Origin of the sequence: Chitinophaga barathri, assembly GCF_003807585.1 — a bacterium.
Taxonomy (GTDB): Bacteria; Bacteroidota; Bacteroidia; order Chitinophagales; family Chitinophagaceae; genus Chitinophaga; species Chitinophaga barathri.
Window position 1 is genome coordinate 317,976 of record NZ_RMBX01000006.1, and the last position, 20,686, is coordinate 338,661.

The window sequence follows — 20,686 nt, forward strand, 5'->3', positions numbered from 1 at the left end:
GCTGTGGAAATTGAACAGATCAGGAAAGTTCTGGAGCGTTATACCCAGGGAAAATGTACCCAGGAAGAAATCCGGATTATAGAACAATGGTTTGCAAGCATTAACCAGCACCGTTCCGCCATGATAGAGGACGATTTCCTCAAGGAACAGCTGGAAGAAGTGCGTATGCGCATCCAGGAGCAGATCAGTACACCGGTCGTGGAAGCCCCTGCGCGGAGACGCCGCCTGCGCGCCTGGATATATACCGGCGCGGCGGCCATGATCACCGGAGCAATAGCATTTACCCTACTATATAAACCTATGCCTGCCACTCATCCAGGGAACCCAACCCATCCGGCAGTACAATCTGTAGTGGTTAAAACGAACAAGGTGATCAGGAACGGCTACGTAGAAATTTCCACCACCAGGGGATCCACGGAAAAGGTTGTACTTGCTGATGGTTCTACCATCATGGTGAATGCTTCTTCAAAACTCCGTTACCCCGAAAACTTCGACGGCGATACCCGCAGCATTTTCCTGGAAGAAGGCGAGGCTTTCTTTAAGGTAGCCAGCGACCCGAAACGCCCGTTCATCGTGCATAGCGGGAACATCGCCACCACCGCCCTCGGCACCTCTTTCAACATCCGGGCATACAGCCGTGAGCACCGCATTACAGTGGCATTGCTGACCGGTAAAGTAAAAGTGGATCATGGGGAAAAGCGGCAGCCTGTGATTCTGCTCCCCAGCGAACAGCTGAGCATAGACAAAACGTCTATGGCCATGGCCAAATCCGTGTTTAATAAAGAAGATGATATCATCGGCTGGAAAAACGGCTATATCGTATTCAGGGATGCCAATTACGACGAGGTGGCCACGGAGATCGAAAACCGCTACAACGTAACGGTGATCAACGATTCGGGCATTACAGAGTGGACTTATACGGGTTTCTTTAAAGACGAGAGCCTGCAGGAAATTATTGAAACCATTTGTCTGACCAAAAACATCAGCTACACGCTCAAGAACGACACAATATTCCTTACCCGCAAAAACTAGATGTATGAAAAAATGCCTACGCCTTGTTTCTCTAGTGGTTCTTGCGATGGCCATCACACTGGCGGCTCCTTACACCGCCAGTGCTCGTGCCGAATCGCAGGACACCAAGAACGTCAGTATCACCATCCAGGTCAAGAACAAAAACATGGAAGACGTGTTTACTGAAATTTCTGCTAAAACAGGCCTCAGTTTCCATTACGACAAATCCGATCTGAATCTCAAAAAGAAGATTAACCTGAATTGCGTGAAGCAACCCATTGACGAGGTGCTTCAGTTGCTCACAGACCAAACCGGACTGAAATTTACGAGAAAAAACAATAAAGTCATAGTAAATCAGGAACAACATGCTGCCGGCTCCTTAACGACAGTAGCCCTGATGAGCGGCGCCGGGACCCTCGAAAAGGAGATCCGCGGCGTTGTAAAGGACGCCAACGGCAACCCGCTGCCCGGCGTGACTATCGTGGTGAAAAACACCAACCGCGGCACCCAGACCAACGCCACCGGTAATTATGTGCTGAGCGCCAACCCCGGCGACATCCTGGTGATCCGTTTTTTGGGGTTTACCACCCAGGAAATAGCCGTGGGTGCCAGTGATGTGATCAACATCATGCTGACTGAAAACTCCCAGTCCCTGAGCGAGTTTGTGGTGACAGCGCTGGGTATCGAAAAGAAATCAAAAGAGCTTACATATTCTACACAACAACTGAGTAACAGCGACTTAAGCCGTGTAAAAGACGCAAACGTGATCAACAGCCTGGCCGGTAAAGCCGCCGGTGTGACCATCAGCCGCAGCGCCTCCGGCCTGGGCGGCACCGCCCGCGTGATCATGCGCGGAAACAAATCCACCCGCGAAAACCAGCCGCTATACGTGATAGACGGGGTGCCGATGGCGAACTTTTCACCCTCCCAGCCCGCGAACGTGTACGGCCAGTCTTCAGACATCCAGTCCGGCGCAGGCCGCGACGGTGGCGACGGTATTTCGAACATCAACCCGGACGATATCGAGACCATCAACATCCTGAAAGGCGCATCCGCGGCCGCTCTTTATGGCAGCCAGGCTGCAAATGGCGTGATCGTGATCACCACCAAAAAAGGCCGCGCAGGCAGAACCCGCATAGACGTAAGCTCCGACGCGACCTTTGAATCCCCCATGCTGAAGCCGGACCTGCAATACAGGTACGCACAGTCCCCCTCTTCGTCCAGGCCCGGCAGCAACCAGAGCTGGGGCCCGAAAACGAACGCCAATAACCATGTAGACGACTTTTTCAAAACCGGCACAACTTATACGAACAGCCTCGCGCTGAGCGGCGGCAACGAAGTGGCGCAGTCTTATTTCTCCTATTCCAACACCAGCAGCAAAGGCATTATGCCCACCGCCAAGTTCAACCGCCACACATTCAACTTCCGTGAAACGCTGAAACTGCTGGACAACAAACTGACCGCGGACGCGAACATCACGTTCCTCGCGCAGAAAGCGCATAACAGGCCCGGCACCGGTTTTTATTTCAACCCGCTCACCGGCCTGTACCTTTTCCCACGCGGGCTGAACTTTGATACCTACAAGAATAACTACACTTATCCTTCCGCCAAACGTAACACCGACCTGCAAAACTGGTGGAACCTGAATTCAGATTCCGCCTGGGCGGGCGATCCCGAACAGCAGAACCCTTACTGGATCCAGAACAGGAACCTGCGCGACGAAAACAGGATGCGCGCCATGGCTTCGCTTTCACTCAAATACCAGCTGCTGGACTGGCTGAGCGTACAGGCACGCGGCAGCTTCGATAAAAGCTACGACGAGTATGAAATGAAGGCATACGCCAGCACACAGGCTTCACTGGCTCCGCCGAACGGCAGGTATACCGTGGAAAAAGAATTCAACACACAACTATACGGCGACCTTATTTTCTCAGCGAACAAAAAGCTGAGCGAAACCTTTAACCTGGCCGCCACCCTCGGTACCAGCGTCCTGGACCAGCGTATCAGGGACCGCAACCTTACGGACGTTGCTTTTGACGCCGCGCAGGGCCTTGTATATGCGAACAAATTCCAGGTAACGAACATCGACCCGATGGCGCTTACCTCCATCCAGGGAATGGACCGCAAACAGGTGCAGGCCTTGTTCGGAAGCGCACAGCTCGGCTTTAAAGATTACCTCTTCCTGGACCTGACCGGCCGCAACGACTGGTCCAGCACACTGGCTTTCACGCCTATCGCCAGCAAAGGTTTCTTCTACTATTCAGCCGGTATCACCGGTGTGATCAGCGAAATGGTGAAACTGCCCGAAGCGATCAACTTCGCCAAAGTACGTTTCTCCTACGCCAAAGTGGGTAACGACATCGCGCCGTACAACTCACGCCCGGCGGACTTCACCGTACGCATCATTGGCGGCGCGCCGCAGCTGCTGCTGAACAACAACGGCCCTTACCCCGGTACTTACCTGAAACCCGAAGACAACCGTTCCATCGAAGCAGGCTTTGATATCCACTTCTTCAACGACCGCCTGTCGCTGGACATGACGTTCTACAAAAACAACAACTTCAGGCAGTACATGGAAATACCCGCTCCTTCAGGCTCCGAGTTCCTCACTTATTTCGTGAACCTCGGCAACATCCAGAACAAGGGTATTGAAGGTATGCTCACCGCCGTGCCTGTGAAAGGCAAAGACTTCACCTGGACATCCAACGTGAACTTCTCCGCCAACCAGAACAAAGTGGTGAAACTCTCAGACGACGCCATTTCCGGCGCCGATCCCAGCAGCCGTTTTGTGCTGACGCAGTTCGGCTCCAACATGTTCGGCTCTTTTATACAGGAAGGCGGATCATGGGGTGACATCTATACGAACCGTTCCCTGCGTTACACCAAAGACGGGGCAATGATCGTGGATGCTGATGGCAAACCCATGGACAGCACCAGCGGTTTCTATAACATCGGCAACCCGAATCCTAAATTTAACCTAGGCTGGAACAACACGTTCGATTATAAGAACTTCTCCCTCACCTTCCTGATAGATGGCCGTTTTGGCGGTAAAGTGATGAGTATGACACAGGCTGTGCTGGACCAGTACGGTGTAAGCGAAGTAAGTGCTGCTGCAAGGGACAACGGTGGAGTAGATGTAAGAGCGGTGGACGAAACCGGTAAGGCAGTTACCAAGATCGACGCGAACAAATATTACCTGGCCGTTGCGGGCCGCGCCGGTGTGGGCAGCCTGTACATGTACGACGCTACCAATATCCGCCTCCGCGAGTTGGCGCTGAGCTACAAAATACCGGTAAAATCAAAAGTGATCCGCAACCTGCAGGTGGCGGTGATCGGCAGGAACCTGTTCTTCTTCAAGAACGATGCGCCGTTTGACCCTGAAGTAAGCGCCGGTGGCGATAACAGGCTGCAGGGTATAGACGTATTCGGACAGCCGGCCACCCGCAGCATTGGTGCAAGCCTGAAAGTAGGATTCTAAGCTTAGACAAGTACTTGACTAAAAAACTTACAAAGATGAGAACGTTTAAACTACAATATATCCGGAACCTCGCCATAGCAGGGATCAGTGCTGTGGTTGCGCTGGCAGGTTGCACAAAAGACTTCGAGCGCATCAATACGAACCCTTACGGGGTGAGTGAGGATGATCTTAAAACGGATTTCCGCCTGATCGGCGAACCGTTCAAGCAGATACAGAACAGTATCTACGGCAACTCCCCAGGCTGGGTAATGCAGGTACAGCAGAACCTCGAAGGCGACATCTGGAGCGGCTACATGGGCGTACCCGGGCCATTTGGCAACGGCGGCAACAACAACTCCACCTACAACCTCATTGACGGCTGGACGGTGGTGATGTGGGGCTGCGCATACGGTAACTATCCCGATGCCCCGAACCTGTCCGTAATGCCCGTGGCCCGCAGGATCGAGCAGCTGGCGGGAGAGGAGTTCAAAGACTTCAAAGCCTGGATGCAGATACTGAAAGTATTGGTAATGCAGCGCGTGAGCGATGTATACGGCCCTATCATCTACACAAAATACGGGGTGATCAACCCGGATAAAAGCATCGATTACGATTCCCAGAAAGACGCTTATTACGCGTTCTTCAAAGACCTGAACGATGCGATCACGGTGCTTACGCCTTTACGCAACTCCGCGCTCAAACCTTTCGAGAAGTTTGACCTTACCTACGACGGCAGCTACGGCGCCTGGCTGAAATTTGCCAACAGCCTCCGCCTGCGCCTCGCCATCCGGATCGCGAAGGTGGACCCGGTGAAGGCAAAAGCCGAAGGCGAAGCCGCCCTGTCCAATCCCGGCGGCCTGCTCAGCACAGTAGCGGATATCGCGGCGGTGAACATCGCGCCCACGCCGAACCCTTACAATACTTATACCAGCGGTTACAACGATATCAGAATGGGCGCGCCCATGGAATCTATCCTGACCGGTTACAACGACCCGCGTATCGCTAAATACTTCGATACGGCAACGGCCATGCCAGGAGGTATTTATAAAGGCATCCGCACCGGCATCGCACTGCCGGATAAGATCTATGCGGACTATTCCAAACTGGCGCCAATGCCCAGCAAAATGCAGCTGATGACCGCCGCGGAAGTATGGTTCCTGAAAGCCGAAGCCGCCCTGCGCGGATGGGCCGAAGCAGGTACCGCCAAAGACAACTATGAAGCAGGCGTTAGAGCCTCTTTCGCACAATACGAACTGGCCTCCAGGGCAGATGCTTACCTGGCGAACAATACCGCCAAAGCAGCGCCCTACGTGGATACCAAAAACCCGGTGAACAATGTAAACGCCAGCGACCCTACCATCAGCACTGTGACAATCAGGTGGGAAGAAGGCGATGCTTTCGAGAGAAAACTGGAAAGGATCATCACCCAGAAGTGGATATCCGTATTCCCTGACGGGCAGGAAGCCTGGAGCGAATTCCGCAGGACGGGTTATCCCAAACTGTTTAAGGTGGTGGTGAACAACAGCGGTGGCAAGATACCCACCGACCTGTACATCCGCCGTGTGAACTTTGCTAATACCGAGTACGCATCCAATCCGTTGGGCGTACAACGGGCCGTTACTTTACTAGGTGGTCCCGACAACGGGGGTACCCGCCTCTGGTGGGACAAACCATAGCATTATAGACATAGCTCATCTAAGAATGACCGGCCGGCCCTTTTGGGCCGGCTTTTTTTGTAGCGGGAACGATAGGGATTCAGGCGGCAATAAAAAAGCGCAGGCCCCAATGGCCTGCGCTAAAAAACATATCGGTGTAAGGGAGTTACGCTTCCTTGAGCCTCAGCTCATTTTTATATTCTTTCGGCGTTTTACCCACAATCTCTTTAAAGAATCGGTTGAAATTAGAAAGGTTCTTAAACCCGCATGAATAGGCGATCTCCGCGATAGACCAGTCTTCTTCGGTAAGGCGTTTGCAGGCATGGCCGATACGCACTTCGTTGAGGAACTGTACAAAAGACTTTTTGGTCCTGTTCTTAAAAAAGCGGCAGAAACTCTGCGGGGAAAGGTTGGTAATGCTGGCAACGTCCTGGAGGGAGATCTCCTTGGAGAAGTTGTTCATCACGTATTTGAAGACCTCGTCGATCTTGTGGTTGTCCTTCACGTTGTAGGCGTGGGAATAGCCGGTACTGGCCAGGAAATAGCAGTCTTTGGTCTCCGAGAGCGTTTTGAGGATATGCAGCAGGGAAATGATACGCTCCAGCCCGTCCTTTTTGGGAAGGGAGAGGATCTCATCTCTGAGCTTTTCCTGGGTGTTGCCGATGATCTTCATACCACGCTGGGCGCGGTGGAACAGGTCTGTAAGTGCTTTGGTTTCGGGCAGGCCGTAGAACTTGTCGCCAAAAATGTCCTTGGGGAAATAAATCACCACGGAACGGGCTTTGAGCGATTCATCATTTTTATGATAGGCCTCGTCGTTATACCACACATGCGGTATATTCGGCCCCAGGAATACCATGTCCCCTACGTCAAAGCTTTCAATGCTGTCTCCTACGATGCGTTTTCCCTGGCTTTCCGTTACATACACCAGTTCGCATTCGGGATGAAAATGGAAAGGTGTATTAAAGTAAGGATCACAGCGTTCGATGATGGTGATCTGGTTGTCGGCAAAGGCCCCCACTTTTATCAGAATGGGTTTCATGTTTGCTTCCTTGTTGGTTTAGTCCTATGAAAGTAATTAGCAGGTAGTAATTCTGCCATTTTGAATTCTATTTTGCCAAATTATTAAATTTCGGTTAAAAAAATACTAGTCGGTACTATTTTCCCATAATATTTACGGGGCTTGAAAAATATGACCCGCGGCAAACAGGCCAGGCCCCTTGTAGTGGCTGATTTGCTGCTAAAACCTGCCGGCAGGCGGTATCAGGGCCGGGAATTCTTTTTTGTTTTATTGATTTTTCCGTACCTTGTTCGTGCTAAATCGTTATAGCGCGTACGACCTATAATTCCATATGAAGGGTATATCCATCAAAGATATTGCTAAACAAGCCGGCGTTTCTCCCACAACCGTTTCGTTTGTACTAAATGGCAAAGCCAAAGAAAAGCGGATCAGCGACCAGGTTAGTAAAAAAATACTAAAACTCGCTGCCAAGCTCAAATACAAACCAAACCAGCTTGCAAGGGGCCTCCGGACCGGCAAAACAAAGACCATCGGCCTCATCGTGGAGGACATTGCCAACCACTTCTTTGCCAACGTCGCGAAGATCGTGGAAGAGGAAGCGGACAAATTCGGCTATAAAGTGCTGTACGGATCCACGGAAGATAATCTCGTGAAAGCCCGCGGCCTGCTGGAAGTGCTCGAATACCGCCAGGTGGACGGGTATATCATCACGCCCACGCCTAACCTGGACAAGGAGATCGAAGTGCTGAAGAACTCCCGAAAGCCCATGGTGCTCATGGACCGTTACCTGCCCCAGATACCCACCAACTACGTGATGGTGAACAACTTCCAGGGTGCGTACGATGCCGCGGAGTACCTGATTGAGCTGGGTTACCAGAAAATAGCGCTGGTCACCACCACCTCGGAGCAGATCCAGATGAAAGAACGTTTCAACGGCTTCTCCGCAGCCATGAAAGCGCACCGCGCCAACCTTCCCCGCAAAATGTGCAAAAAGATACCATTCGGCGCCACGAACGAAGAGGCGGTGAGCCAGATCATTGAGTTCATCAAAGGCATTCCCGGCCTGGACGCCATCTTTTTCACGACCAACTATCTCGGCATTTACGGCATCGAAAGCGTAAAGGAGCTGGGGATGAAGATAGGCGAGGACGTTGCGCTCATCAGCTTCGACGATCACGACCTCTTCCGCCTGCACACCCCCGGGATCACCTGCGTGGCGCAGCCCATTCACGACATTGCCCGCAATGTGATACAGGTGCTTATGAACGAGCTGAACCAGCACAATAACCAGATCAACCAGGTGGTGCTGCCTGCTACCCTCATCAAACGGGAAAGTTGCCGTAAAAAGGCTAAAACCGTCGCTTAATCCGCATTCACCAGGTAAACATATAAGAGGCTGTAACCAGGTTATCCAGGAGGTTACAGTCTCTTTTTTATGCCCCGGCGAAACACAAAGGGACCGCACCATCCGGCACGGCCCCTTTTTCTACGTGGAATTGTTAACGGCCTGTCCACCACACCGGGGTGGTATAATTGTTAGAGGCCTTTACAGCCTGGAAATTCACGGGATTATTTAATTCTTCACTCGTCGGATACACGGTCCTTTCCATCATCCGCACGTTGCTCGGCGATTTACGCACTCTCGGGCCCAGCTCTTTCATCAGCCTGCGCGTGTCCGCCCATAGCTCATAGGGTTTGAGCATATTGTAATGGATGTAACGCTGGTCGTAGATCAGGCCCAGTTTTTCACCGGCGGCGGCCGCATTGAACTCCGCCACTTTCTGGTCCAGGAAAGTATTGATGGTGGCATCCGGCGGTTTCACGGCCTTGGAGGCGGGGATGAAGCCGTTGTACTGGTTGTCCGGGTTCAGTGCGTTGATCTCGTAATAGATGTCGATGGATTCTTTGATGGCGGCGCGGTATTCATCCGCGGCGGTGATCGTCAGGTCTGCCCAGCGGAGTTTAGCTTCCGCCTTGAGCAGATGTATCTCGGAAGAAGTGATGATCTGGTAAGGCATCCCGAAATTCCGCTCAAACGTGGTGCGGTTGTAAAAGGACGGGAAGGTGGCTGCCAGGTTCGTGGTGGTGATCTGGCTGGCGATGGCGGCTACATCGGGCGCTTCGGTGGGCATGGCGGTGTAGTTGCCGTCTTTGTCAGGCTGGAAGATCACGGGGATGCGTGGATCATCCGCAAAGCCGGTCTTGCGCATCAGGTTCAGCATGTTTGCCGGCACAAAGAGGCGCAGGGTCAGCCTTTCTGAAAGGGAACGGAAGATGAGCAGTTCCATCGCCTGGTCCGGCCGCCTGTCCACGAGCGTAATGGACGTGGCCCTGTCTTTTGCGTACTCATCATCCGCCAGCACTTCCTGTATCGTGCTTTTCGCCAGTTCGGGCATCACGTTCGTCAGGCGCAGCGCCAGGCGCATCCGCAGGCTGTTGATGAACACCCGCCATTTGGTGATGTTGCCATTGAAGTACACATCGTTGCGGGTGAACTGCTGCTGGATAAAACTTCCGTTCAGCGTATACCCCTTGAGGTTAGTGGATATTTCTTTCAGGTTTGCCAGCATGGCCGGGTAGATCTCGGACTGCTTGTCGAAAGGCGGGAAGAAGTTGAGTTCGGCGCCCTGCATGGCTTTGAAATAAGGCACATCGCCGCATACATCCGTCAGCTGGTGAAAGATGTATTCCTTGATAGCGCCGGCCGTCCACATAAAGATCTCGTAATCATTTTTATCCTGTTCGGAAAGCCCGTTGTACACCTGCTGCATGGCGGCGATGGAGCGCAGTTTGCTGTAGGCGTCCGAGTAGGGGTCGTGCACCCAGGAAAAGCTGCTGGGCGCGCCGTCGTTCTGGAAACCGCCGGAGCCCAGTATGGGATTGAGCGTGTTGAAATTATGGAACATTTCCCCGTAGGAATACCGGAAGATGCCAAGCTGCTGCTGGGTGTTCGTATAAAATCCCTGGATGTCCGGATTGGTGAACCCGTCCGGGTCCAGGTAAAGGTCTTCCAGCTTGCTCTGGCAGGAAACGACCGATAACATCAGCAATCCGGCCAGTATGTTGAATATGTTTTTCTTTTTCATGTTGTACTGTTTTGTGCTGTTAAAACGATGCCCTGATGCTTGCGCCGTAACTCCGGGTAGTGGGGAATGCATTGTTTTCGTAGAATACGTTCGTGCCGTTCAGCGCTTCCGCATCTACGTTCGGCATTGTTTTGTAGATATACCAGAGGTTGTTGGCAAACAATGAAACCGCGAGCCGGTCGAAACGTATCTTATTGGTGAGTTTCTTCGGCAGTTCGTATGTGAGCACGATGTTGCGCAGTTTGATGTAATCGTTTTTATACACGATATCGGGCTGGATGTCCATAAACGTTTGCCAGTAATAGGAATGTTTATCCGCCGCGGTGATGATCGTTTCGTTCGGTTTGCCGTCAGGCTGTACGCCGGGCAGTATCACACCGTCGTGCATGATAAAGGGGTATTTGGAATCTGCCGGTACGCCGGAAGTGTGACTGGGCAATAATACCAGCGTGCTGCTGTTGTTGATGTAATAGGGGAGGCCTCCATGCGCTTCATCGCGGTAAGCGGTGGTGGAAGCAGCGGAGCCATTGCCCACCATGTACATATTGGTCTGGGACACGAGTGTGGAGCCGAACTGGTAATCGATATTAAAGTCCAATGAAAGGCCTTTGTAAGAAATGGTGTTGTTAAAACCGCCGGCAATATCCGGCAGTACTTTGCCGATCACTTCTTCTTTTGTGGGATCGGTGGAATAATACCCGCCTTCCACGATCCTTTCGCCGTTTTCATTCACCTTATACGGCCTCACGACTACCTGGCCCCATGGCTGGCCTTCAACCGCCACTACCCTGGCGCCGGACATACCCCACAATCCCTGCGTGGTAATGCCCTGGGCGAGTTTTTTCACCATCGGTTTGTCGCTGTGGAAGTTCAGCACGGTATTCCAGTTGAAACTGCCCGTTTTGAGCGGCGTGGCATTGATGAATACTTCGATGCCGCTGTGCGAGATCTGCCCGGCGTTGATCTTGGTATCGCCAAATCCGGAGGACGGCGGTACGCTCAGGCCCATGATCTGGTCGTAGGTGTTGCCGTTGTAATAGTTCACTTCCAGGCCAAGGCGGCTGTTGAAGAACTTGGTTTCGAGGCCAAGCTCCACTTCGCGTTTGCGTTCGGGCTTCAGGTCTTCAGGTGGCCGGCTCCCGCGCGGGGCGTAGGTGATCACACCACCGTAGTTGCCGATGTCATACACATTGTTCGAAAAATATTCCGGGCCGGGGCGGCCAACATCCGCCCAGGATACCCTGAACTTGCCGAAGCTTACCCATGCGGGCATTTTGAGCGTTTCGCTGAATATCCAGGACACGCTGGCGCCGGGGTAGAAATAGGAATTGTTGGCGGGCGGGAGGATGGAAGACCAGTCGTTACGCCCCTGCAATTCCAGGTACAGCCATTCCTTAAATCCTACCTGTACGGAGCCGAACGCGCCGTATAACAGGCTGTAGCGGCGAAAGCCGTTGCTTTCCACCGGTGTGGTTTTGGCATTGCTGAAGGAGAACCAGTCACGGGTGATGAACCCGTCAGAACGGGTGTTCCGGCTGGTCCATTCGCTGGTGCGTTTCTGTATCACGCCGCCCACGAATGCGTTCAGGCTGAAATTTGTGTTGATCTGTTTTTCGTAACTGACGATGGCCTAGCCATTATAATACACGTCCGTGCTGTTGTACAGGTAATACCTGCCGCCTTCGCCCATGGAGAGCGGCCTGCGGAGTTTTTCCTTTTGTTCGTTCTTATTGGTGACCCAGTCAAAACCGCCCAGCAGCTGGAACTTCCAGCCTTTGGCGATATCCACGTCTACGGTGGCTGAGTTGATGAAGTGATTGCGGGTATTGTCGTAATCGTTCTGCATCTGGTTCCAGAAGTAGTTGCCGGCCAGCCCGTCCCTTACGATGCCGCCTACGGGGTAGCGGGTTTGCCGGTTTTCCATGGCCCACCAGAAGTAATCGTCATTGGCGGGGTCCACCACCTGGGTGCGGAGCAGTTCGGTGCTCAGCTGCCGCGGCACGCCGTAGGTTACGAACACGTCCTGGTTCGTGGGTGGCGAGTTGTGGTTGAAGGTGTTCGCATAAGTGCTCACCAGCTTGAAGTTTACACGGTTGGTGATCTTTATGTTGCCGTTGAAGGTAAAGTTGTTGTCGTGCAGTTTAAATCCTTCAAAGATGCCTTTGTAATCCTTGCGGGTGTAAGACACGCGGAAACCGCCGTTTTCACCGCCGCCCTGCAGGGCAACGTTCGCCGAGCTGGTGTACCCGTTCCGGTAGAAGTTGCGGATATTATCCGGCTGGGCGATGTAGGGCCTCATCACGCTGTCGTACCAGAGTATCTGGCGGCCGTCCATTTTGGGGCCGAAGTTGTAGTTCGTGGGGTAATAGGCCTGTTTGCCGTTTTTCTGGTAAAAACCTTCACCGTCCACCACGCCGGGGTTCACCCATGCGGCGGGAAAACCGGAGCCGTATTCGTTCTGAAATTCCTGCATGAGCCATACCCTGTCCTGCGAATGGGTGAGGTTCACATCCACGCCGAAACCTTTCTTTTTGGTGCCGCTTTTGGTGGTGATGAGGATCACGCCGTTGGCGCCCTGGGAGCCGTAAAGCACGGCGGCTTTGGCGCCTTTGAGCACGTCAAACGTGGCGATGTCATCCATGTTCAGGTCGTTCAGGCCGTTGCCGGTGCTGCGGTTGATGTCCGTCTGCCAGTCCAGCATGGGGATGCCGTCTATTACAAACAGGGGCCTGTTGGTAGAGCCTTCGTAGAGGGCTACGGCATTGCGGATGTTGATGGAAAGGCCGCCGGCAGGCCCGAGGGCGGTACCGGTGATCTTGAGGCCGGCTACCTGGCCGTAGAGCGCGCTGAAGGCGTTCACCGGGGAGCCGATGTTTTCCAGCTGTTCCGCTTTGACGGTGCCTTGTGAATACCCGAGGGCTTTGCGGGAGCGGGGGAGGTTGAGGCCGGTCACCACCACTTCGTTGAGGCCGGTCACATCTTCCTGGAGGGTGATGTTGTAAGCGGAGCCATCACCGGTTTTGATCTCCTGTTTCAGAAACCCGATGTAATTAAATACGAGGGTGGCGTTGGGCGTCACATTGATGCGGTAGCTGCCGTCCGTCTGCGAGATGGCGCCGTTTGAAGTGCCTTTTTCGGTGATGGTGACACCCGGGATGGCTTCCCCGCCGGCATTGCGCACGGTTCCGGATACGGTCTTTTTAGCCTGTGCAAAAGAGAATTGATTGCACAGGCTAACGAAGACCGCTAAAAGTAGTAGCGTTCTTTTCATTGTTCACTGTTTTAAATGCGTAAAAAAGATGCGGTTCCCGGTAATCCGGCCGGGTTTACTGAATGGGAAAACAGGGGACCTTCCTGTTGCGGTCCTGTGTTTGTTCAAAAAATGGTTCCTGGTTTACGGTGTTGTTAGTACTGAATTCTGGTTATTATTTTTGGTTGCTCATTGTTAACGTCCTGGGGGCCGTTTTGTTTGTAGTTATTTTTTGGGTTCGATCATTGCCGTCCTCTGGAGGTTTGTTCCTGGTTTGTTCACTGAGTTCCGTACGGATAAAAATACTATTGGTTGACCAGATAAATAATCATGATTTGCGGTGCGGTATGGGGATTGGACGCGGATTTACACTAAAACGTTTTAGCCTTTCCTTCTAAAAAAAGAACCGGGGTGCGCCTGGTGGTTTGCCCTGTTCTGAATAATTACCAAAACGCCGGTTTTGTTGTTACTCAAACTTACCTTTTTTTTCGAAATCCACCATGGCCGTTTATCAAGTTTTTAGGCTCAAAGACAAGACAAGATCGCCTACTGCCTGTGCTATACGAAATCGGTTGCAAAACCGGCTGGAACCTTGTATTGGTATGATTTTGCAGGGAATTTAGCAGGATTTATGTAGAATATTCGCGCGGAATGATGTTTTTTTCCGGATTGTTAGCGTAATCTTAAGAGCGTATCAAAAAAAAGTTAAATTTTCTTTTGTGACTTTATAAAGTTTGACTAGTTTGCATTCGTTCGTTTTTCTGAACTAAATCTGTGCGAGTTGAAAGAATATGAAGCGCTTGGCATGTCACAGGTTTTTTTTATTGGTAAAATGCTAAAACGTTTTATCATATAAACTAAACCCCCTGGCCCGTGAAATTGAGGAGGAGCAAGGCATGCACGGATTTTTTTATTGGATGAGGCTAAAACGTTTTATCCATTCCAGGAACAACGGAGAATAGTGAACGGAATAATCAGAATACGCGACATGAGGTAGCAGCAACAAAACAAACCTCTTCTTTTATCAGCCGCCTGTTATGCAGACCCGCCCGCCAAAAGCTGGATAGGAAAGTATTGTATAACAACTGATGCAACCGGCGATCTGTTACGTTTTATCAGCCTAATGTAGACCTGGCCTTAAGGGACGGGATGGATTCGTATTGCACTGATGCAACGGGAAAATCTGTGAAGTTTTATCAGCGCTAATGCACACCTGCCTTCATCCGGCGGGACGGAATTGTATTGCATTGCGGTCAATGCGCGGGGCAACCTATGCCATGCCCGCCATCGGCTATCAACCAATAATAAAAGGATAACTAAACTATTGTTTTCACGTTCAAACTTAAAATCTAAGGAAGCTATGCGAAGAATTCTTCTGCTTGCCACGCTGCTGTCTTTCTGCTTTGCCCCGATCGCATGGGCGCAGGAAAAAAAAGCAGTCTCCGGCACCGTCAAGGATGTTAACGGCCAGCTATTACCCGGCGTAACAGTTATGGAAAAAGGAACACAGAACGGCACAATGACCGCTGCGGATGGTTCCTTTAAGATCAGCGTGGCCCCGAACGGCACACTGGTGTTTACGTTTATGGGCTATGCCCAGCAGGAAGTTTCCGCTTCCGCCGCTTCTTTCGCCATCGTGCTGAAAGAAGATTCCAAAAACCTGAATGAAGTGGTAGTAACCGCCCTCGGGTTCAAACGTGAGCAAAGAAAACTCGGTTACGCCGTTACGGAACTGAAGGGTTCCGAAGTGGCCAAAACCAACGCCATCAACCCCGTAGCAGCCCTGCAGGGTAAAGTGGCCGGCCTGGACATCTCCGGCGCAGCCGGCGGCCCGCAGGCTGCCAGCCGCATCGTACTGCGCGGCGCCAAGTCGCTCAACGGCAAAGACCAGCCCATCTTTATCATAGATGGTACCATCTTCGAAAATGAAGATGCGGACAATGCCGTGAACTTCGGTAACGTGCTCAAAAACTTCAACCCGGATGATTTTGAATCCGTAACCGTGCTCAAAGGCGCGGCAGCTACGGCTCTCTACGGTACACGCGCCATCAACGGCGCCATCCTCATCACCACGAAAAAAGGAACCACCCGTAAAGGCCTGGGTGTGGAATTCAGCCAGACCGCACAGTTTGAGCAGGTATACCGCACGCCCATCGCTTTGCAAAATGAATACGGCGCGGGTTATAATCCTTTCTTCAACACGGATGCGGACGGCAACGTAGTGGAGTGGGCAGGCGGCTTCAGCTTCGGCCCCAAAATGGACGGCACTATGGCTAAGATCATCAACGGTGATGTGGTGCCTTTCAGCGCGCAGCCCAATAACTGGAAAAACACTTACCAGACCGGTAAATACTTTAATACGAACGTGGCCGTGGAAGGCGGAAACGAAAAAGCGAACTTCCGTTTTTCTTATTCCCACGTGGACAATAACAGCGTGATGCCGAACAACGGTTTCAAAAGAGACGCGTTCTCCCTGAAATCATCCGCCGTTATTTCCAAATTCCTTTCCGCTGAAGGCGGCGTAACGTTCACCTCCAGCGAATCCACCAATCCCACCCGCCAGGGCGGCGATTATACCAACGAAAACGTTGGCCGTAAATGGATCTACATCTTCCCGCGTAACTACGATCCCGGTTACTGGCAGGCGCGCTACATGGGCCCGGACCCCGGCAAGCAGGACCTGAACAGCTACCTGGGCCAATATCCAGGCGCGGACTACTGGTTCTCCCTGGAAAACGACAACTGGGTGCGTAAAGAGAAACTCCTCATGGGTAATCTCTCCCTCACCGGCACGGCTACCGAATGGCTGAAATTCATCGCCCGCGGTAACTTCAGCTACGAACAGAATGCGGATGACCGCCGCCAGCTGGGCTGGGGCCCGAACTACACCGGCAACCGCGGCCTGTTTGTGCTTTCCGGTCAGAATAAAACACAATACACTTTCACCGGTATGGCTGTGATCACCCCGAAACTGGGCTCCGACTTCACCGCCAGCCTGAACCTTGGTGCTGAAACCTGGACCTCCGGTATCGGCAACAGCTTCCGTACCGCTACCACCAACGGTCTCCGTATCCCCGGCATGTACGCCATGACGAACAGTGAAGGACCGCTGGATGCACAGGCAAAAACACTGGCGCAGAAAAGGATCAACTCCCTGTTCTTCGCAGCGAGCTTCTCTTATAAAAATGCCTGGTTTCTGGACGTGACCGGCCGTAACGACTGGTCTTCCGCCCTGATGTATCCTGACGGCCACGGCACACCTTCTTATTTTTATCCTTCCGTGAGCGCGGCATGGGAATTTACCGAAAGCCTGAAGAGCAGCATGCCTTCCTGGGTTTCTTACGGTAAGCTCCGCGCGTCTTACGCCTTCGTGGGCGGGGATATGATGCCCTGGGAGAACAACTCCGGCTATGTTACCTCCTCCGTGTGGAACGGCGCCGCGAACATTCTTCCGATCAACGAATATTACCAGTCCAACACACTGCCGAACCTGAACCTGAAACCCTCCACTTCCAGCTCTGTAGAGGTAGGTGCGGACGTTCGTTTCCTGAACAACCGCCTGGGCCTGGATGTGGCCTGGTACCGCTCCATCATCAAGGACCAGATCATCAAGATCCCCGTGGCGATGGAATCCGGTGTAAAAGACCGTTTCATCAACGCCGGCAAGTTCAGGAACAGCGGGATCGAGATCGCGATCAACGCAAGGCCCATTGAATCAAAGAATTTCAGCTGGGACCTTACTTTGAACGGCAGCAAAAACAATAACAAGATCATCTCCCTCTACGGAAATGAAAAGGAATATGAAATGGGCAGCGACCAGGACGTAAGGGTACTGGCGATCGTAGGCGCGGCCTATGGTGTAATCCAGACCAATTATGGTTACACGCCTTACGTAGGTAAAGATGCCAATGATCCGAACAACGGCAAACCCGTGATTTCACCCAACTCAGCGGACCAGCCGTATAAATTCAAACGCGGCGCGGCAGTAGTGGGCAATATCACGCCGGACTTCAACCTTGGCCTGAGCAACAACTTCAATTACAAAAACTGGAGCCTCGGCTTCCTGTTACAGGCCAGGATCGGCGGCGATATGTTCTCCGCTTCCCACCAGTACGGTACAGGCCGCGGTACAGTAGCCAGCACCATCGAAGGCCGCGATGCGGAGCACGGTGGCGTTGCCTGGACGGATAATTCAGGCCGCAGCCGCAATGACGGTATGATCCCCGAAGGCGTATTTGAAGACGGTTACAAGATCACCCACAACGGCACGGAAGTGGACCTTGGCGGCATGACCTACCGCGATGCATACAGCAGGGGTTATGTGAAACCCATGAGCCCCTACCAGTATTACAGCATGGTGGGTGACTGGGGTATCGGTATCCGCGAAGCATCTGTGTTCGACGCATCTTATGTTGCGCTGCGCGAGGTGTCCATCGGGTATACCATGCCCAGCAAGATCGCGGAGAAGATACGTATGAACAAAGTACGTGTGCTGCTGATCGGCCGTAACCTCGGTTACCTGTACAACAACCTGCCGGATAACATCAACCCGGAGAGCCTGCGTAACAACAGCACCAGCGCATTCTCCGAGTACGGCGGCACACCGTTCGTGCGGAACATGGCAGTAACCCTTCAACTTGGCTTCTAATTTCAAAACGAGACAACCATGAAAGCAATTCATAAATTAGGAATAGGGGCGCTGGCCCTGGCAACACTGGCCAGCTCCTGCACAAAGGATTTCGAGAACATCAATAAAAATCCTGAGATCACGCCCGATATTTCTCCCGAAATGCTGATCACTACTTCGCAGAAAGCGATGGTAGACCGTGACTTCGACTGGTTCTACGAGCATTACCAGTACCTGATGCGTTATACGCAGTTTACAGTAAGTTATCCTGACGGTAATACCGGCGGTATGTTCGCCAATCCGCGCGTGAATGATTTTTATTCGGCGTTTTATACAAACATCGGCCGGAACCTCACCGATATTCAGCAGATCGTGGACGGCAAAACCGGGTCCGACCAGGCTTATTACGCACAGGTAAGAGCCATTGCGACGGTGAACAAAGTGTATTCCGCGTTCCGCGTAACAGATGTGAACGGCAGCATTCCTTACACCGAAGCCTTCCTGGCCCGTGTGGGAGAGGGGAGCTTTAAGCCTGCTTACGACAGCCAGGAAAAACTGTTCGATATTTTTGATGCCGAACTGAAAGCCGCCATCACTACGCTGACTACCGCCGGCCAGTTTATGCAGGTGGGCAAATATGACATATTCTACGCCGGCGACGCATCCAAATGGGCGAAAGCTGCAAATGTGCTGCGTCTGAAAATAGCCATGCGCCTGGGCAAACGTGCTCCGCAGAAACTGCAGGCTATCGCCACAGAAGTAATGGCCAGCCCCGCGGGCCTGTTCACCGGCGTGGCGGATGAATGGAAATTTATCTCCAGCACCAACTTCGCCAGAGGCGGCAACTGGAACGCACAAGGCAACGCAACGCGCGGCGGCAAAACCCTCGTGGACTTCATGTACGACAACTCGGACCCGCGCCTGAACCTGTTCTTCAAAAAGAACGGTTTCACGCTGGCGGTATTCAACCGCCTGAAAGCCGGCGGCGCATTCCCCGCATCAGCGGTATACAATCCCCGCCAGTATGTAGGTATGCCTGAAAGCCCTGATGACAGGAACAATCCCGCTTTCGCCAGGTTATACGGCGTAAAACGTTACAGCATCGTGGAAGGCGGTCAGAACGTGAGTGTGGAAGTGGATACCTTGTCTACTTTCCAGAACCGCATTTTCGATCTCGGATCGGACGGCGACCTGGCCGGTGCATATACCCAGCCTATGGTGACTTACGCTGAAATGTGTTTCATCCTGTCCGAGCTTTCCCTGAAAAGCATCATCACGGGAGACGCAACAGAGTGGTATAACAAAGGCGTGACTGCTTCCATCAATGCCTACAGCGGTATCGCTACCCTGGCCCCGGCGGTGGACTTCACGGTTGCAACGCCCGAAGCCATCTACGCTTACCTGGCCAAACCCGCGATCGCATTTACCGGCACTACCGATGAGAAGATGGAAAAGATCGGCATCCAGCAATATATCAATAGCTTCAAAACGCCCTGGGAAGCCTGGGGTTATTACAAGCTGCTGGGTTACCCGAAAGTGGGCGGCATCCTGAACCGCAAGGAATTTATCGCAAGCGGTGTGAAACAGGAAATTCCGCGCCGCTGGCCGCTGCCTATTTCCAACCAGAATATCGACAACTACAATAAAGCAGTGACCGAAATGAAGGCAACAGGAGAATACGGCAACGCGGTGGAAGATATCACCGGCCGTGTTTGGTGGGATAAAAAATAGTGAAGAATGGAATAAAGGCTGAAAAGCAAAAAGCCCTGGGATTTCCCGGGGCTTTTTTTATGGGTTTATTGGTCCCGGCCGTTAGTTAAAACTATGCACTTTAGTGCAAGGGCTTTGGTAATGCGGGAAAATCTACTACAGAACTGGCCTTGTTTGTGGCGTCCTTGTGAAAAGGTCGTCATTGCGAGGAGCAGCGGGGATTTGTGCAGGAGCGGCGACGAAGCAATCTCCAGATATTGGCGTACATCTATTCGATGCAGGAGATTGCTTCGTCGCCCCACCCACTTTAGCGCTGCTGCTCCTCGCAATGACGGCTTTGCGCCAGCCTGGGGCTCTTCTAATTTGGGGCATTAATGTGATGATCAGCACCGAAGCAGGACTTTAATCCGGATTCCGAACCTCTGCACTTTCAGTGCAGAGAATTTTAGTATACGTGAAAAAGGGTAAAATGGTGTTTTAGTTATGAGTATAACAATCTGAATCTGAGTTGTATGGGGAGTATGGTGGTGCTATATTACCGATATTGTGTTTTTATAGGGTAGTTATATGGAAGTACTATTGTTACTGAAGTTGAGGTGGAGATGACGTGGAGATGAGGCGGACTTGATGCGGGTTAAAAAAATACCAGTGGGGTGGGTTCGATAATAAAGCAGGGAAGAGGCTTTCCGGAAAGCCGCGCCCGGTATGATGATCGGCACAAGTATAGCGTCGCGCGATGGCAAAAGACTGGCAGAAACTTAAAAGACAGGTAGGAAAGGGGGCAGATGGGAGTATAAAGGGAGTATGACCGCGGTATGAAGCAAGTATGACAGAAGCATCATACTGATATACCCACAGCATAATACCTA

The 20,686-nt window shown here is 52.3% G+C and carries 10 protein-coding genes; 6 read left to right on the forward strand and 4 right to left on the reverse strand.

Features of this window, described 5'->3' with window-relative positions; all coding sequences use genetic code 11:
* Positions 1–3: 3 nt before the first annotated feature.
* Genes EG028_RS13055 through EG028_RS13065 form a run of 3 tightly spaced genes read left to right on the forward strand, consistent with a single transcriptional unit; the run spans position 4 to position 6,144 of the window.
* Complete coding sequence (locus EG028_RS13055) at positions 4–1,032, forward strand: FecR family protein (RefSeq protein WP_120516731.1); 1,029 nt, start codon at positions 4–6, stop codon at positions 1,030–1,032.
* Between the two features lie 4 nt (positions 1,033–1,036).
* Positions 1,037–4,489 carry a SusC/RagA family TonB-linked outer membrane protein gene (locus tag EG028_RS13060; protein ID WP_120516730.1) on the forward strand — a complete coding sequence of 1,151 codons (3,453 nt, stop codon included), beginning with the start codon at positions 1,037–1,039 and terminating at the stop codon, positions 4,487–4,489.
* A gap of 35 nt (positions 4,490–4,524) precedes the next feature.
* Complete coding sequence (locus EG028_RS13065) at positions 4,525–6,144, forward strand: RagB/SusD family nutrient uptake outer membrane protein (protein WP_120516729.1); 1,620 nt, start codon at positions 4,525–4,527, stop codon at positions 6,142–6,144.
* A gap of 145 nt (positions 6,145–6,289) precedes the next feature.
* On the opposite strand, the gene EG028_RS13070 is transcribed toward EG028_RS13065, so the two are convergent.
* The gene (locus EG028_RS13070) at positions 6,290–7,165 is read right to left on the reverse strand and encodes an AraC family transcriptional regulator (protein WP_120516728.1); all 876 of its coding nucleotides are present in this window, start codon (positions 7,163–7,165) and stop codon (positions 6,290–6,292) included.
* Positions 7,166–7,475: 310 nt separating this feature from the next.
* Between EG028_RS13070 and EG028_RS13075 the strand changes: the two genes are divergently transcribed.
* Complete coding sequence (locus EG028_RS13075; protein ID WP_120516727.1) at positions 7,476–8,510, forward strand: LacI family DNA-binding transcriptional regulator; 1,035 nt, start codon at positions 7,476–7,478, stop codon at positions 8,508–8,510.
* Between the two features lie 133 nt (positions 8,511–8,643).
* Here the strand turns inward: EG028_RS13075 and EG028_RS13080 are convergent, their stop codons facing one another.
* From EG028_RS13080 to EG028_RS13090, 3 genes are all read right to left on the reverse strand, one after another.
* Positions 8,644–10,230: a SusD/RagB family nutrient-binding outer membrane lipoprotein gene (locus EG028_RS13080; protein ID WP_162946466.1), complete on the reverse strand. Its 1,587-nt coding sequence runs from the start codon at positions 10,228–10,230 to the stop codon at positions 8,644–8,646.
* 19 nt (positions 10,231–10,249) lie between these two features.
* Positions 10,250–11,797 carry a SusC/RagA family TonB-linked outer membrane protein gene (locus tag EG028_RS13085; RefSeq protein WP_123864657.1) on the reverse strand — a complete coding sequence of 516 codons (1,548 nt, stop codon included), beginning with the start codon at positions 11,795–11,797 and terminating at the stop codon, positions 10,250–10,252.
* Between the two features lie 63 nt (positions 11,798–11,860).
* Positions 11,861–13,501 carry a carboxypeptidase-like regulatory domain-containing protein gene (locus EG028_RS13090; RefSeq protein ID WP_120516724.1) on the reverse strand — a complete coding sequence of 547 codons (1,641 nt, stop codon included), beginning with the start codon at positions 13,499–13,501 and terminating at the stop codon, positions 11,861–11,863.
* 1,339 nt (positions 13,502–14,840) lie between these two features.
* Between EG028_RS13090 and EG028_RS13095 the strand changes: the two genes are divergently transcribed.
* Together EG028_RS13095 and EG028_RS13100 are read left to right on the forward strand one after the other, a co-directional pair.
* Positions 14,841–18,128, forward strand: coding sequence for a SusC/RagA family TonB-linked outer membrane protein (locus EG028_RS13095; RefSeq protein WP_120516723.1), 3,288 nt, complete (start codon positions 14,841–14,843; stop codon positions 18,126–18,128).
* Between the two features lie 18 nt (positions 18,129–18,146).
* The gene (locus EG028_RS13100) at positions 18,147–19,838 is read left to right on the forward strand and encodes a SusD/RagB family nutrient-binding outer membrane lipoprotein (RefSeq protein WP_120516722.1); all 1,692 of its coding nucleotides are present in this window, start codon (positions 18,147–18,149) and stop codon (positions 19,836–19,838) included.
* Positions 19,839–20,686 lie beyond the last annotated feature (848 nt).

Excerpts from the sequence above, each read along its gene's own strand:
- EG028_RS13060 (WP_120516730.1), top strand. The coding sequence starts at position 1,037 with ATGAAAAAATGCCTACGCCTTGTTTCTCTAGTGGTTCTTGCGATGGCC.
- EG028_RS13065 (WP_120516729.1), top strand. The coding sequence starts at position 4,525 with ATGAGAACGTTTAAACTACAATATATCCGGAACCTCGCCATAGCAGGG.
- EG028_RS13070 (WP_120516728.1), bottom strand. The coding sequence starts at position 7,165 with ATGAAACCCATTCTGATAAAAGTGGGGGCCTTTGCCGACAACCAGATC.
- EG028_RS13075 (WP_120516727.1), top strand. The coding sequence starts at position 7,476 with ATGAAGGGTATATCCATCAAAGATATTGCTAAACAAGCCGGCGTTTCT.
- EG028_RS13080 (WP_162946466.1), bottom strand. The coding sequence starts at position 10,230 with ATGAAAAAGAAAAACATATTCAACATACTGGCCGGATTGCTGATGTTA.
- EG028_RS13090 (WP_120516724.1), bottom strand. The coding sequence starts at position 13,501 with ATGAAAAGAACGCTACTACTTTTAGCGGTCTTCGTTAGCCTGTGCAAT.
- EG028_RS13095 (WP_120516723.1), top strand. The coding sequence starts at position 14,841 with ATGCGAAGAATTCTTCTGCTTGCCACGCTGCTGTCTTTCTGCTTTGCC.
- EG028_RS13100 (WP_120516722.1), top strand. The coding sequence starts at position 18,147 with ATGAAAGCAATTCATAAATTAGGAATAGGGGCGCTGGCCCTGGCAACA.